This is a genomic window from Flavobacterium sp. LMO6, assembly GCF_009495795.1.
In the GTDB taxonomy this organism is placed as follows: domain Bacteria; phylum Bacteroidota; class Bacteroidia; order Flavobacteriales; family Flavobacteriaceae; genus Flavobacterium.
In genome coordinates this window covers 182,815-197,029 of sequence record NZ_WIBH01000004.1, presented here as the reverse complement: position 1 = coordinate 197,029, position 14,215 = coordinate 182,815, and the positions used below count along the sequence as shown (strand labels likewise).

At 32.2% G+C, this 14,215-nt stretch carries 12 protein-coding genes and 1 pseudogene; 2 read left to right on the top strand and 11 right to left on the bottom strand.

Going from position 1 to position 14,215, the window contains the following annotated elements; translation table 11 throughout:
* Positions 1-10 precede the first annotated feature (10 nt).
* From GFJ99_RS05910 to GFJ99_RS13900, 3 genes are read right to left on the bottom strand one after another with little or no spacing between them, the layout of a single operon-like run.
* A complete protein-coding gene (locus GFJ99_RS05910; protein ID WP_153207935.1) occupies positions 11-787 on the bottom strand; it encodes a DUF2490 domain-containing protein in 777 nt (258 codons plus the stop codon).
* Positions 741-2,387, bottom strand: coding sequence for an NADPH-dependent assimilatory sulfite reductase hemoprotein subunit (locus tag GFJ99_RS05905; protein WP_153207934.1), 1,647 nt, complete (start codon positions 2,385-2,387; stop codon positions 741-743). Before GFJ99_RS05905 ends, GFJ99_RS05910 begins: the two co-directional genes overlap by 47 nt.
* A 39-nt stretch (positions 2,388-2,426) precedes the next feature.
* Positions 2,427-3,224 (bottom strand): hypothetical protein, encoded by a 798-nt coding sequence (locus GFJ99_RS13900; RefSeq protein WP_370454316.1) that lies wholly within the window; start codon positions 3,222-3,224, stop codon positions 2,427-2,429.
* A 21-nt stretch (positions 3,225-3,245) separates the two neighbouring features.
* On the opposite strand from GFJ99_RS13900, the gene GFJ99_RS13895 reads away from it, so the two are divergent.
* Positions 3,246-3,428: a DUF3718 domain-containing protein gene (locus GFJ99_RS13895; RefSeq protein WP_370514019.1), complete on the top strand. Its 183-nt coding sequence runs from the start codon at positions 3,246-3,248 to the stop codon at positions 3,426-3,428.
* A 135-nt stretch (positions 3,429-3,563) separates the two neighbouring features.
* On the opposite strand, the pseudogene GFJ99_RS13890 reads toward GFJ99_RS13895, so the two are convergent.
* The 7 genes and pseudogenes from GFJ99_RS13890 to GFJ99_RS05870 form a co-directional block, all read right to left on the bottom strand.
* A pseudogene (locus tag GFJ99_RS13890) lies at positions 3,564-4,088 on the bottom strand (flavodoxin domain-containing protein); the annotation flags it as partial.
* The gene (gene cobA, locus GFJ99_RS05895; RefSeq protein WP_153207932.1) at positions 4,078-4,896 is read right to left on the bottom strand and encodes a uroporphyrinogen-III C-methyltransferase; all 819 of its coding nucleotides are present in this window, start codon (positions 4,894-4,896) and stop codon (positions 4,078-4,080) included. The gene cobA and the pseudogene GFJ99_RS13890, both read right to left, overlap by 11 nt.
* A gap of 81 nt (positions 4,897-4,977) precedes the next feature.
* Complete coding sequence (cysK, locus tag GFJ99_RS05890; RefSeq protein WP_153207931.1) at positions 4,978-5,889, bottom strand: cysteine synthase A; 912 nt, start codon at positions 5,887-5,889, stop codon at positions 4,978-4,980.
* 20 nt (positions 5,890-5,909) lie between these two features.
* Positions 5,910-6,737: a serine O-acetyltransferase EpsC gene (gene epsC / locus GFJ99_RS05885; protein ID WP_153207930.1), complete on the bottom strand. Its 828-nt coding sequence runs from the start codon at positions 6,735-6,737 to the stop codon at positions 5,910-5,912.
* A gap of 7 nt (positions 6,738-6,744) precedes the next feature.
* A complete protein-coding gene (locus GFJ99_RS05880; RefSeq protein ID WP_153207929.1) occupies positions 6,745-7,983 on the bottom strand; it encodes a sulfate adenylyltransferase subunit 1 in 1,239 nt (412 codons plus the stop codon).
* Positions 7,984-8,001: 18 nt separating this feature from the next.
* Entirely contained in the window at positions 8,002-8,907 is a 906-nt protein-coding gene (gene cysD, locus GFJ99_RS05875; protein ID WP_153207928.1) for a sulfate adenylyltransferase subunit CysD, read from the bottom strand.
* Between the two features lie 24 nt (positions 8,908-8,931).
* A complete protein-coding gene (locus tag GFJ99_RS05870; RefSeq protein ID WP_153207927.1) occupies positions 8,932-9,627 on the bottom strand; it encodes a phosphoadenylyl-sulfate reductase in 696 nt (231 codons plus the stop codon).
* Between the two features lie 514 nt (positions 9,628-10,141).
* Between GFJ99_RS05870 and metK the strand changes: the two genes are divergently transcribed.
* Positions 10,142-11,392, top strand: a complete 1,251-nt coding sequence (gene metK / locus GFJ99_RS05865) for a methionine adenosyltransferase (RefSeq protein WP_153207926.1) — start codon at positions 10,142-10,144, stop codon at positions 11,390-11,392.
* 71 nt (positions 11,393-11,463) lie between these two features.
* On the opposite strand, the gene GFJ99_RS05860 is transcribed toward metK, so the two are convergent.
* Positions 11,464-14,208, bottom strand: a complete 2,745-nt coding sequence (locus GFJ99_RS05860) for a carboxypeptidase-like regulatory domain-containing protein (RefSeq protein ID WP_162523969.1) — start codon at positions 14,206-14,208, stop codon at positions 11,464-11,466.
* Positions 14,209-14,215 lie beyond the last annotated feature (7 nt).

Genomic DNA, 14,215 nt, shown 5'->3' with positions numbered 1-14,215 from the left:
TTAGTTCTGTTTAAGAAATGAAATGAAAAATTGAAAATCGAATTATGTTTCTATCATAATAATCCGTTCCGTTTTGCTGTTGCTGAAACCAGTTCATATAACCCACTTCAAAAGCTAAATTTGGAGTAACTACATAATTCAAACCCAAATAAATCCGGTTTTGATCAAAGGTGTTTTTTACTATTTGATTCCCAATGTTTAACATTACTTCATCTTTTATTTTTAGTATAATTTTATCTGATTCATCAACTCTTAGCAATGGATAATCGAAACCCAGTTGATATCGGAAACGGAAATTTGAAAAAGCATATCCCGAAGTCAATTCTCCATTTACTTGATTGTGAAAAAAGCGGGCTTCCAACTGATATTTGTGGTTCATTTTTAATAAACCAAAACGTTCAAAATTTACAAAACCAATACTTGGGCGAAGTTCTGGAACCATTAAATTTGATGGCGAATTTGAATCTTGTGGGCTTTGTAAAAACAAAGTCATTCCTATTAATGTCGACCAATTATTTACTAGTCTCCTTTCGATATTTGCTCTAAAAACCAATTGATGTTGCGCCACTGGATTAATAAAATGACGCTCTTGGATTTCTGAATGGAGTTTCCAATTTGGATTCAATTGCAAAGTATTGTAATAGCCATACCAAATTAACTTTTGATGTTGTGTCTTTTTCTGACCATAACTATTTTGAAAAAGTAGCACTGATAAAACCAATGCTACTTTTAAATGGTTTTTAATCTTTAAAAAAGGTTCTAAAAGCAAAATCTCCAAATGTTTCATCAATTGTTTTGTTAGCTATATAATTTGAAAACAAACTATCTACTTCTTCTAAAATTTGACTTTCTGTTTGCTTTTCTTTGTATAAAAAATTTAATCTTTCTCCATATCTATCGCCTCCCAACATAAAATTATATTGTCCAGCACCAGTTCCAATAAAACCAAGCTCTGCTACATAAGGACGACCACAACCGTTTGGACAACCTGTCATTCGTATTGAAATTTCATCTTCTGTTAAACCAAATTTTTCTAATAAAGGTTCTATTTTAGTTACTAATTCTGGTAAATAGCGTTGCGCTTCTGCCAAGGCTAACGGACATGTTGGTAAAGCCACACAAGCCATTGAACTTTTCCTAAGTGCGCTTACTTGTTTTTCAATACTGTGAGCAACCAATAAAGCTTCGACTTTTGACTTATCGTCATCATTGATTTCTCCTAAAATTAGGTTTTGATTACCCGAAAAAATAAAGTTTGAAATTTTTAATTGCGCTAATTCATACAAGAATTGCTTTTGATAAGGCTTCACTACTCCATGCTCAACAAACAATGTATAAAACCATTTACCTTGATGATTTTGTTCCCAACCAAAACGATCGTTTCTTTCGGAAAATTTAAATGGTTGCGCTGGCAACAAATCAAATCCGATTCTGCTCTCTAATTCTTTTTTGAAACCCTCCACCGTTAATTTATCGACAGTGTATTTTAGTCGAGACAATTTTCTATCCACACGGTTACCAAAATCACGTTGTACGGTAAGAATTTCATACACTGCTTTTAATGTTTTTTCTTCCGTATCGGTAAACCCAATAATACTTCCCAAGCGCGCATATGTATTTTGATTTCCATGCGTTGTAGCTAATCCGCCACCAATTGCAATATTGAATCCTTTCAATACATCATTTTCAATTATAGCAATCAATCCAATATCATTTGCAAAAACATCTACATCATTGCTTGGCGGAATAGCAATAGCAATTTTAAATTTTCTTGGTAAATATCTATCTTCATACAAAGCATCGGCTTCTGCAGAACGTTCATAAATTTTTTCACCATCGATAAAAACCTCATAATAAGATTGCGTTTTAGGTAATAATAAAGTTGAAATTTTGTCTGCATATTCGTAAATCTGCTGATGAATTGGAGAAATTTGTGGATGCGAACTCACAATTACATTTCTGTTGACATCGCCACATGCTGCAATTGAATCCAATTTTGCGATATTGAAAGCTTGAATCGTTGGTCGTAATTGATGTTTTAACAATCCGTGTAATTGTACCGTTTGCCTTGTCGTAATTTTCAACGTTCCCGTTCCGAATTGTTCCGAAATTTCATGAGTTGCTAACCATTGTTCTGAAGAAATTACGCCGCCTGGAATTCGTAACCGAATCATAAATGAATACAATTTATCTAGTTTTTTGGCAGCTCTTTCTGCTCTTCGGTCACGGTCGTCTTGCACGTACATACCGTGAAACTTCACTAAAGTTTCGTCGTCTGGTCGGACATTTCCTGTATGATTATCTAAATCGATACTTTCTTTTAAAGTTCCTCTAAGACCATCGCTTTTGGTCTTGATATCTTCTATAGGTGATAATTTTTCGCTCATTTTGTTTTTATTTTAGATGCGATAAATCGCGTCTTTACGTTAATACACGTCTTTTTGATATTTTCCTTGATTTTCTAATTCCTCCAAAACTTGTTTGGCTTGTTCATTTGACACATTTCTCTCTTGAGCAATTACGGCAACAATAGCTTGTTCCACATCTTGACTCATTGGATTTTTTTGACCGCAGATATAAATACTTGCGCCGTTTTCTAACCAAGAATTAAATTCTGTTGCTTTTTCACGAATTCTATCTTGAACATAAATTTTACGTTCTTGGTCGCGAGAAAAAGCTGTATCTAATTTGGTTAACACACCTGTGGTTAGCCATTCTTGAATTTCGGTTTGATAATAAAAATCGAGTGCAAAATGTTGTTCTCCAAAAAACAACCAGTTTTTACCTTCGGCGCCAGTGACATCTCTTTCTGCTAAAAAGCTTCTGAATGGAGCAATTCCAGTTCCTGGTCCAATCATAATGATATCTGTTTCTTCACTTGGTAGTCGGAAATTTTGATTTTTATGAATGTAGAATTCTAATGATTCATCTATAGGAAAATCGGCTAAAAACTCTGATGCTAAACCCGATTTTATTTCCTCATCTACTTTAAATTTATTCAGATTTACAGTTAAATGTACTTGTCCGTCATGCGCTTCCGAAGACGAAGAAATGGAATACAATCTTGGTGCAATTGGCAAAAGCAAAGCAATTACTTCTTCTAATTTTACTTTTTTAGGTTGGTATTTATGAATCACATCTAACAAATTAGCTTTGTCCTCAATAATTTCTACTTCAAACAATTTTGAAAAAGCTTGTAGTGATTTTTTTGACAAACCTCTCACGTTTTTATCTACAAGAATTGAATAATTTTCTTCATTAAAATAAGTTGCAATGGCGATGATTTCTTCTTCTTTATTTTTCGGAACAATTCCCAAAGCATCGCCAGGTTCATAACTAATTTCGTCATCCGATTCAATTTCGATATGATAGGTTTCTTTGTTAGAACCTGTATCATTCAACACTACCTTGTGACTGATTTTTCCTAAATAATTTTTCTTACCAGAAGAAACTATTGAACTTGTTGGTTTAACTTCGTTCGTAACATTTGAACCTAAATTTAGAAATGCTTTTTGTAAATCGGATTCCCAGATTGAAACTGTTTCTGCAAAATCAACATCCGCTTTTACCAAGGGTAACAAACGATTTGCTCCTTTTTCTAATAGAACTTCATCTAACAAAACCCCTGCATTACAAAATAACGGATAAGAAGAATCTCCTAATCCTAAAACCGCAAAAGATACTTTATTAAGATTTAGATTTGACGTTTTTAAACTTTCGTAAAAACTTACCGCGTTTTGAGGGAATTCGCCCTCGCCTTGTGTACTCATTACGAAAAGAACTAAGTTTTCTTTTTCTAATTTTGCAATATCAAATTGGAACACATCAATCGCTTTAGCTTGAATTTTATTCTTTTTGAAATTCGCCAATAAACTAGAGGCTACTTTTTTAGAATTTCCTGTTTCAGTTCCGTAAATAATTAACGGTTTTACAGTAACTGCAATTGGGTTTTCAATAGTTGGAACCGCATTTTTAATCAGATTTTTATCTATAAACCCAGCTAAATAGCCTTTTGTCCAAATAATTTCTTCTGTTGATGCACTTTGCACCAATTGTTGTAATAGTGATAGTTTAGTTTCAGATAGCATTTTGGTAAATATTTTTATGATTATCGAAATAGGATTCGGATGAGTTTTTCTCAGTAAACCAAGCAAAATCATGATGCAAATTCACTACTTTACCGATGATTAATAAGGTGGGGACATATTCGAATTCTGGTAAAGATTTACTTTGTATTTCTTCAAAAGAAAACACACTTGTTTTTTGATTTGGAGTGGTCGCTTGTTGCACTACAGCAATTCCTTTAGAAGTATCAATTCCGAAATTTAAAAGCTGTTTTGTCAGCAAATCTAATCGTTGACCGCTCATATAAAAAACCAAAGTATCTTCTGTTGTTGCCCAATCTTGCCATTGATTTTGCTTCACGGTGCTTAAATCATACAAGGTTAAAAAACGCACTCCTCTTGAATATTCTCTAGCTGTTAAAGGAATTCCTGTGTAAGAAGCCGCACCAAAAGCAGCTGAAATTCCTGGAATAATTTCATACGGAATATTATTGTTTTTTACCACCTGTAATTCATCTAAAATATTAGAAAAAAGACTAGCATCACCACCTTTTAATCTTAACACTAGTTTATCTTGCAATGCAAACTCAACAATAAGTTCATTAATATCTTTTTGAGGTGTCCAAATTCCTTTAGAGCATTGTTTGCCAACATAAATTACTTCAGCATCTTTACGCGCATACTCTTCAATTAATTCAGGCGAAACTAATCTATCGGTTAAAACTACATCTGCAGTTTGCAAGTATTTTAGGGCTTTCAGACTTATTAAATCGGGGTCTCCAGGACCTGCTCCAGCTAAAATTACCTTTCCTTTTTTTGCTATTTGTATCATTGTATTTTTTTGAAATTAGGCATAGAAATGGCTCCTCCGTGTTTAAATCGGAGTGAAATCTCTACAATAAATTACTGATTTTTAGAACAATCCTTCTATGGAAAGATATCGTTCTCCTGTATCGTAATTAAAGGTTAACACTACAGCATCATCAGGTAATGAGGCTACTTTTTTTGCTACTGCTGCCAGAGATGCTCCTGTGGAAATTCCTACTAAAATCCCTTCTTGTTTGGCAATATTTCTGGTATATTCAAAGGCTTCATCTTTTGAAACTTGAATCACCTCATCGATTAAATTTCCGTGATAATTTTCGGGAATAAATCCAGCACCAATTCCTTGAAGCGGATGTGGCGAAGGACTTCCTCCACTCAAAACCGGTGATAATTCTGGTTCCACTGCAATTACTTTTACATTTGGAAATTTAGCCTTAACAACTGCAGCTACTCCAGAAATATGTCCACCAGTTCCTACACCAGTAATAATATAATCTAATCCATTTGGAAAATCAGCTAAAATTTCTTGAGCAGTTGTTTTTTGATGCACTTCAACATTTGCTGGATTTTTAAACTGTGAAGGCGACCATGCATTTGGTGTTTGAGAAACTAATTCAGCAGCTCTTTCAATAGCTCCTTTCATACCTTTTTCTCTTGGCGTTAAATCGAATTCGGCACCGTAAATTTCCATTAATTTTCTACGTTCCACACTCATCGATTCTGGCATTACTAAAATTACTTTATAGCCTTTCACAGCTGCTACAAGCGCCAATCCAATTCCGGTGTTTCCAGAAGTTGGTTCAATAATCACGCTGTTTGAATTTAGTAATCCTTTTGCTTCAGCATCTTCAATCATTGCTAATGCAATTCTATCTTTTATACTGTTTCCTGGATTCGTTCTTTCTAATTTTATAAATACATTTTTATTAGCTCCGAAAAGCTTATTTATTTTTACAACTGGCGTATTTCCAATGGTTTCTAAGATATTATTTACTTTCATCTTACTAAGTTTTATTTTTTTTAAATACTAAAATCGATAATGTTGTTGTACTCTATTTTTGTTTTCACGATGATTTCGCTTTTATGATACACTAGCGATTGTGCAGGAATGGATTCGGTTATCCATACATTTCCGCCAATTACAGCTCCTTTTCCAATAGTTGTATTTCCTCCTAAAATTGTGGCATTGGCATAAATTATTACATCATCTTCAATCGTAGGATGTCTTTTTTCTTTTGCTTTCTTTTTACTAACACTTAATGCTCCAAGTGTTACACCTTGATAAATTTTAACATTGCTTCCTATTTTTGCTGTCTCACCAATTACAATTCCAGTACCATGATCGATAAAGAAACGCTTTCCTATATTAGCTCCAGGATGAATATCAATACCTGTTTTACTATGTGCCAATTCTGAAAGTACTCTAGGCAAAATATTCACTCTATGCACCCATAAATTATTTGCAATTCGATAAACGAAAATGGCAAAAAAACCAGGATAAGCTAGAAGCACTTCGGCTCTTGATTTTGCAGCTGGATCAAAATCTAAAATAGCTTCTAAATCGGACAACAAATCGGAATGAATTGCAACTAAACTCTCGAAAAATCTATTTGTAAAATCTATTTCCGAAACAACTTTTGATTGCTTTAACAATATTTGTAACTCATTTCTTAAAATCAATTCCTTTTCTTGAAACGAATCATAGTCCAAACATTCTTCTTGAGTGCAAAACAACCATGCAAATAGATTTTCCAACCAATTTTCTGCTTTGGTTTTATCAAGAAAGTTTCGCTTTTCTTTTAAATTCCTTTGGAATAACAGTTCGCTATTGAAATTGGATTGATTCATATTCTTTTTAATTTTCTAAAAACATTAAAGCGCCTACCGTATTAAATGTGGTTTCATCAATTAGAATAGCATTTCCAGATTTTGCATTTTTATCAAAAGGATCAAAAAACAAGGGTTGATTAGTTTTTAAAGTTATCTGAGCAATATCGTTTAATTTGATTTCTTCTGTTGGTGTGAATTGCCATTCATTAATATTCCATTTTTGATTTATCGATTGAACTTTTACTCTTACATTTTTAAATCGATGCTGTAGCAAATAGGTTTTCCCTAATTGAAGTTGGGCATTATCTAACCAAGAAATCCAAGTATTAATTTGATTGGCTTCTGTTGGTAATTGATTTGATAGTACAATTGTATCACCTCGGCTGACATCAATATTATTCTCAAAATGCAACACCACATTATCTCCTGCTTTTGCTACATCGATTGTTTCTAAATTGTTTTCGATTTTTACAATTTTAGTTGTTATTCTTGCGGGTAAAATGGTTATCTCATCACCTACTTTGTAACTTCCGCTTAAAACTAAACCGGCATAACCTCGATAATCGTGATTTACTTCATCTTTTGGACGAATGACCCATTGCACCTGAAAACGAGATTCTAGATTTAATGTGGTTTCAACTTCTATATCTTCTAACGTTTCTAACAATGCTTTTCCTTGGTACCAAGACGTATTTTCAGATTTTGTTACGATATTATCCCCAACCAAAGCACTCACTGGTATGTAACTAATTTCGTTATAATTTAATTCTGATTTAATGACCTCAAAATCAGCTTTAATTTGATTAAAAACCGCTTCAGAGTAGTTTAGTAAATCAATTTTATTCACTGCAATAATTACTTTCTTAAGTCCCATTAACGAGCCAATACTTGCATGTCGCTTGGTTTGTTCTGTAATCCCTTTTCTGGCATCAACAAGAATAATAATCAAATCAGAATTGGAAGCGCCCGTAATCATATTTCTCGTGTATTGTTCATGTCCTGGAGCATCCGCTATAATGAATTTTCTCTTTTTAGTAGAAAAGTATTTGTAAGCCACGTCAATTGTAATCCCTTGTTCACGTTCAGCACGAAGTCCATCGGTGATTAATGACAAATCGATAGCAACACCTTCCTGTTTCGTTTGTTTTTGTAAAACCCCTAATTGATCCGTATGAATACTATCAGAATCATATAAAAGACGCCCAATCAAAGTACTTTTACCATCGTCTACATTTCCTGCTGTTATAAATCGTAATGTGTTCATGTTTTTTTTGTTTCAAGTTTAAAAATATCCTTGTTTTTTTCTGTCTTCCATAGCCGCTTCTGAGAGTTGATCATCTAAACGAGTTTGTCCTCTTTCACTTATTCTAGTTTGAATAATATCATCAATAATGTCTTGAATAGTTGCTGCTTCAGAAGGAACTGCTGCCGTACATGTCATATCACCAACCGTTCTGTATCGTACTTTCTCTACAACAACTGTGTCATTTTCTATAGGTTGAATAAATTTGGATGTTGCTACCAATTTATCTTGATGAACAATACATTCTCTATCATGTGCAAAGTATAAACTTGGTAATTCAATGTTATACTTTTGAATGTAATTCCAAACATCTAATTCAGTCCAATTACTTATTGGAAAAACCCGAACATTATGTCCTTTTTGCACTTTTCCGTTTAAAATATCCCATAATTCGGGGCGCTGTAATTTTGGATCCCATTGTCCAAAATCATCCCTAACCGAAAAAATACGTTCTTTAGCTCTTGCTTTTTCTTCATCTCTTCTTGCACCACCAATACAAGCATCAAATTGATTTTCTTCAATCGCATCCAAAAGCGCGTAAGTTTGCAACGCATTTCTAGATGGAAAACGACCTGCTGTTTCTTGCAAATTGTATTTTTTTATACTATCTTCTACCGAAGCAACAATTAGTTTTTCACCAATTATATTAGCTAAGTAATCTCTAAATTCAATTGCTTCAGGAAAATTATGTCCGGTATCAATATGCACTAAAGGAAACGGAAATTTTCCTGGTCGAAATGCTTTTAATGCTAAGTGCACCAAAACAATGGAATCTTTACCTCCGGAAAATAGTAATGCTGGTTTTTCAAATTGCGCCGCAGTTTCTCTAAGGATATAAATCGCTTCGTTTTCTAATTGTTCTAAATAATGATTAGTTATTGCCATTTTATTTCTTTTTCGGTTAGTAATTTATCTGTGTAAGCCGCATTCTTTTTTTGTTTTATCTTCCCACCACCAACGTCCTGCTCTAAAATCTTCCCCTGGTTTTAACGCTCTGGTACATGGAGCACAACCAATACTTACAAAGTTTTCATCGTGAAGCGTGTTGTATGGAACTCCAAATTTTTTTAAATACGTTACCACATCTTCTGTTGACCAATTGAGTAATGGATTATATTTGTACAACTGCCTTTCTTCATCCCATTCTATTTTTTTTAAAGTATTTCTATTTTCCGATTGTTCTGCACGTAAACCTGTGATCCAAATCTTAGCGCCTTTTAAAGCTCTTCCCAACGGCGCTACTTTTCTAATAAAACAACACTCTTTTCTTAATTCTATAGTATTATAAAAGGCATTAATTCCATTTTCATTTACGTAGTTTTCTACTTTTTCAGTATTGGGATAATAAGCATTTATTTTTTTATTGTATTGAAGTAATGTTTTATCCCAAACCGCATAGGTTTCCGCAAAAAATCGTCCCGTGTCTAATGTAAATACTTCTATATTGTTTAAATTTTGAGAAAAAATTTCATGCGATATTACTTGATCTTCTATCCCAAAACTGGTCGAAAAAACTATCTTTTCATTAAAATTGTTAGCTAAAAAATCAAGTTCAAGCTCTAGATTATTAGTGGTTTCTAAAAACTGTATAAGCTTTGTATTCATAAATTTATTTTGAGATTAGACATAAAAAAACCTCTGTTTTCGACAGAGGTTATATTGAATTAATTTACTTTTAAAATTATGCAATAGGTTTCCTCTGCGGATTGTTCCACATCATCATACACATATTGCACATTGTAAAGTTCATTTTTATTTCTTTTAGTTTGACAGGGCAAAATTAGATTTATTTTCTACAATAAAAAAATAAATAGATTATTTTTCTAAATTTTGTTGTTTAAATTAAATAAAATAGATTTATTTTCATTAAAAATGAATTATTAATGGAAAAATAATCTATAAAAAAGACGGTTTCATAATTCTTCAATTAATAAACTATAAAAAAAAGTGAACAACTATTTGGAATTCAATTTCATTTCATACATTTGCAAACGAAAACAAAGAGGAAAAATTTGAACTGATTGCAACCTCATTAAAAAAATGCTAAAGCAGTATTACTACTCCTTTACGCAATCTCTGCAATTATTTTTCCTCGCTAAATTTTAAAAAATAATTTATTATGGCTTATTTATTTACGTCAGAATCAGTGAGTGAAGGACATCCTGACAAAGTTGCGGATCAAATTTCAGACGCATTAATTGATAACTTTTTAGCATTTGACCCTGAGTCAAAAGTAGCTTGTGAAACATTAGTTACAACAGGTCAGGTAATTTTAGCTGGAGAAGTAAAATCAAACACTTATTTAGATGTACAAACTATCGCGAGAGATGTAATCAAGAAAATTGGTTACACGAAAAGCGAATATATGTTCGAAGCAAATTCTTGCGGAGTTTTATCTGCTATTCACGAACAATCTGCCGATATTAATCAAGGAGTTGACAGAGCAAGTAAAGAAGAGCAAGGCGCTGGTGACCAAGGAATGATGTTTGGTTACGCTACAAACGAAACTGCTGAGTTCATGCCGTTAGCATTGAAATTGTCTCATCAACTATTACAAGATTTAGCGGATTTAAGAAGAGAAAACAACGAAATCACTTACTTACGTCCAGACGCTAAATCTCAAGTTACTTTAGAATATTCTGATGATAACAAACCGGTTCGTATTGATGCTATTGTAGTTTCAACTCAACACGATGATTTTGCTGATGAACCAACGATGTTAGCAAAAATCAAAAAAGACATTATTGAAATTTTGATTCCAAGAGTAATTGCTAAAAATCCTCAATATGCTCATTTATTCAATGATGCAATTAAATACCACATTAACCCAACAGGAAAATTCGTAATTGGAGGACCTCACGGCGACACTGGTTTAACAGGAAGAAAAATTATTGTAGATACTTACGGTGGAAAAGGAGCTCACGGTGGTGGTGCATTCTCAGGAAAAGACCCATCAAAAGTAGACCGTTCTGCTGCTTATGCTACACGTCATATTGCTAAAAACTTAGTTGCAGCTGGTGTTGCAGATGAAATTTTAGTACAAGTTTCTTATGCGATTGGAGTTGCTGAACCAACATCAATCAACGTAAATACTTACGGAACTGCAAAAGTAAATTTAACTGACGGGGAAATCAGCAAAGTAGTAGAAAGCATTTTTGATATGCGTCCGTACTTTATTGAACAACGTTTAAAATTAAGAAATCCAATCTACAGCGAAACGGCTGCTTACGGACATATGGGAAGAACTCCTGAAACCGTAACTAAAACGTTTACTGCTCCAGGTGGTGAATCTAAAACATTAACCGTAGAATTATTTACTTGGGAAAAATTAGATTTTGTAGACAAAGTAAAAGCTGCTTTTAAAATATAAGAAATACTTTCTTTAATAAAAAAACCATTCGCATTAACGAATGGTTTTTTTTATCTCTATACTCGAAAGAACTATAATGTATATTTTAAACTTAAAATTACAAATCTTGGCTGCACTCTATAACTAGAAAAACTACTTGTTCCTCCTAATTGACTGAAACTATTTGTATCTAAAGATTTTGTATCTAACAAGTTGGTTCCTGAAAGTTTCCATTCCCATTTGCTGTTTTTCTTTTGATACATTAAACTAGCGGTTAAGAAATCATATTCGCTATCAATAGTTTTTGTTTTGTTTCTATTATGGAAATACGAATATTCTGAAACAAACGAAAACGCATCAAGGAAAAAATATTCTAACGTTAATGTTGGACTATCTATGTAAATAACATCCGAAAAGTTATCATTAATTGAAAAGTTATATCCTAAACTCAAGTTTGGCAACGTTTTATAATTAGTTGAAAAACTTAAACTATAACTCTGAGAATACGATTCAATAGTTTGGATTTCTGATGGATTATTATTTGGATCTGTATCACCATCTGGATAGACACGAATATTGTTGTTTTTTGACCAGTTAAATCCTGCTCTAAAATTCGCTTTATAATATCTTGCAAACGAACGACCATAATTACCACTTGCCGACAATGTTTCGTCTGGAAAATCAGAATTAATATTCACAGAAGAAGAAATTTGATTTACTCCTAATAACAATGCTCTATTTTTTACCGCTTCTAATTGTCGTGTGTAGGTAATATTTGCAAAAATATTCTCAAAATTGAACATATTGTATTTAAAATAACGCAATGAATGTACTTGAGATGTTGAATTTTGTAAAAATCTATTTCCGCTAAACAAACTGTTGTAATTTGAAAATACGTAGCCCTGAGCCAATCTATTAATGTCGGTAAAATTATTTGAAAGCGAATAATTATACGTTAGTGTTTCTGATTTTTTAATTTGCCATAACGCATATACATCTGGAAGTATACGATTAAAGTTTAATCTATGAGACGTTCCTAATTGCTCATCTCTAGTATTGTATTGATGCACACTAAATCCTGGATTAAAAGTAAATTTTCCTAATAAAAATTTATAATGAACTCCTAAAAATACATCATTAAAAGCATAATTCACATTATTAAATGTAGTAGCATCTGTTAGAGTATTCTGAGTCCCATTATTTAATATCTGGAAAATAGAAGAATCAAAATTTTGATATGAATACGTATTTCCTAATGTTAAATTGATATTACTTTTTGGCGTAAGCATATAATAATAATCAAACTTTGAATCTACTTTATTAGTTTGCACAAAACGATTTTGAGTTATATCATCTCTAACACCTACACCTTCATTTACATAACCTGTTAACAAAGGAGCAAAAGGTAACGTTTCTAAATTTGCATTATAAAACGGATCTTCATTTTGATATAAATGTTGCATTTCAAAAGCAAAAACATGCTTTTCATTTAATGTATAATAATAATTTAGATTCTGATTTATTGAAAAAGGATTTTGACCTTTTCCAGTATAAATATCAGATAATAAACTTGAAAACACACTTGTATTTTCTTTCTGATCTGAAAACTTAACTAAAGCATCATAATCAAAATGCGCTTTTTCTGAAGGCACATAACTTGAACTTAATTTAAACAAAACTTGTTTACTATCTTGTTTTGTAAAATCATCTCTTGTTTCTGAAATAGTTTCTGTTGAACCATCAGGTAAATTATCAATACGATTTGAAATAGTTCTATTTTCAATTTCTGTTTTATTTCCTAATAGAATTCCAAAACCACTTAATGTCCAAGCTTTTGATGGATTGAAACTAAAATTAGCTGCTCCAAACGTAGTTTCAATGTTTGCTGCTTGATTATTTCTTAGTCCTATAATTCCTAAATCATTTGAGGTTACATTAAAAGAAGAACCTCCTTTTCGCATCATGTTTTTAAAACCTCCCGTAAATTTGAAATAATCTTGAGCTGTTAGTGGTAATTCTCCAATATTATTTACATTGGCAATTACATTTAAACTGTATTTTGGACTATAGAAAAACAACTTAGGATTAACTATAAATCGAGTATCTTCCATTCCTACACCAATACCAGCCGACATATCTCCAAACCAAAAATTCTTTTTTCCTTCTTTAAGTTTGATGTTTATCGCTATACTTTCTTCGTTATTTTCTAATCCTTTTAAATTAGAAACTTCGTTATAATTTCGTAAAACCTGAATTTTATCTAACGCATCCGCAGGAATATTTTTAGTAGCTAATTTAGTATCGCCATCAAAAAAATCTTTTCCTTCCACCATTACTTTTTGAACCTTCTTACCTTCTACTTCAATTTCACCATCTTTATTAACCTCAACACCAGGTAATTTTTTAAGAACATCTTCTAGTTTACGTTCTGTTCCATTTGTAAATGAATCGGAATTATAAATAATTGTATCTCCGGAGACAGTTACAGGCATTACATGCACAACCTCTACCTCTCTTAATTGTGTTCCTTCTTTTAACACAACAGGATAATTAATGTTTGTAGTTTGTGTAGTAACTGCTTTTTCAAAAGTTTGAAATCCAATATAACTTACCTTTAATGTATATGCAGTATTGGCTTTTAAATTTAAAATAAATTTGCCCGTTTCATTAGTAATTGCATAAGCATCCATTGCTTTTGTTTGTTGATTAATAGCCATAATATTAGCCATTTCTAAACCAACTCCAGTTGTATCTTTAACAGTTCCTTCGAAACGAATATTTTGAGAAAAGGCACTTGTTGAAAGTGCCATTATAAGTAGTAATACTATTTTTTTCATATTTTAA

What these genes read in the sequence shown, in the direction of transcription:
- GFJ99_RS05910 (WP_153207935.1), bottom strand. Translation starts at nt 787, where the DNA reads ATGAAACATTTGGAGATTTTGCTTTTAGAACCTTTTTTAAAGATTAAA.
- GFJ99_RS05905 (WP_153207934.1), bottom strand. Translation starts at nt 2,387, where the DNA reads ATGAGCGAAAAATTATCACCTATAGAAGATATCAAGACCAAAAGCGAT.
- cobA (WP_153207932.1), bottom strand. Translation starts at nt 4,896, where the DNA reads ATGATACAAATAGCAAAAAAAGGAAAGGTAATTTTAGCTGGAGCAGGT.
- cysK (WP_153207931.1), bottom strand. Translation starts at nt 5,889, where the DNA reads ATGAAAGTAAATAATATCTTAGAAACCATTGGAAATACGCCAGTTGTA.
- epsC (WP_153207930.1), bottom strand. Translation starts at nt 6,737, where the DNA reads ATGAATCAATCCAATTTCAATAGCGAACTGTTATTCCAAAGGAATTTA.
- GFJ99_RS05880 (WP_153207929.1), bottom strand. Translation starts at nt 7,983, where the DNA reads ATGAACACATTACGATTTATAACAGCAGGAAATGTAGACGATGGTAAA.
- cysD (WP_153207928.1), bottom strand. Translation starts at nt 8,907, where the DNA reads ATGGCAATAACTAATCATTATTTAGAACAATTAGAAAACGAAGCGATT.
- GFJ99_RS05870 (WP_153207927.1), bottom strand. Translation starts at nt 9,627, where the DNA reads ATGAATACAAAGCTTATACAGTTTTTAGAAACCACTAATAATCTAGAG.
- metK (WP_153207926.1), top strand. Translation starts at nt 10,142, where the DNA reads ATGGCTTATTTATTTACGTCAGAATCAGTGAGTGAAGGACATCCTGAC.
- GFJ99_RS05860 (WP_162523969.1), bottom strand. Translation starts at nt 14,208, where the DNA reads ATGAAAAAAATAGTATTACTACTTATAATGGCACTTTCAACAAGTGCC.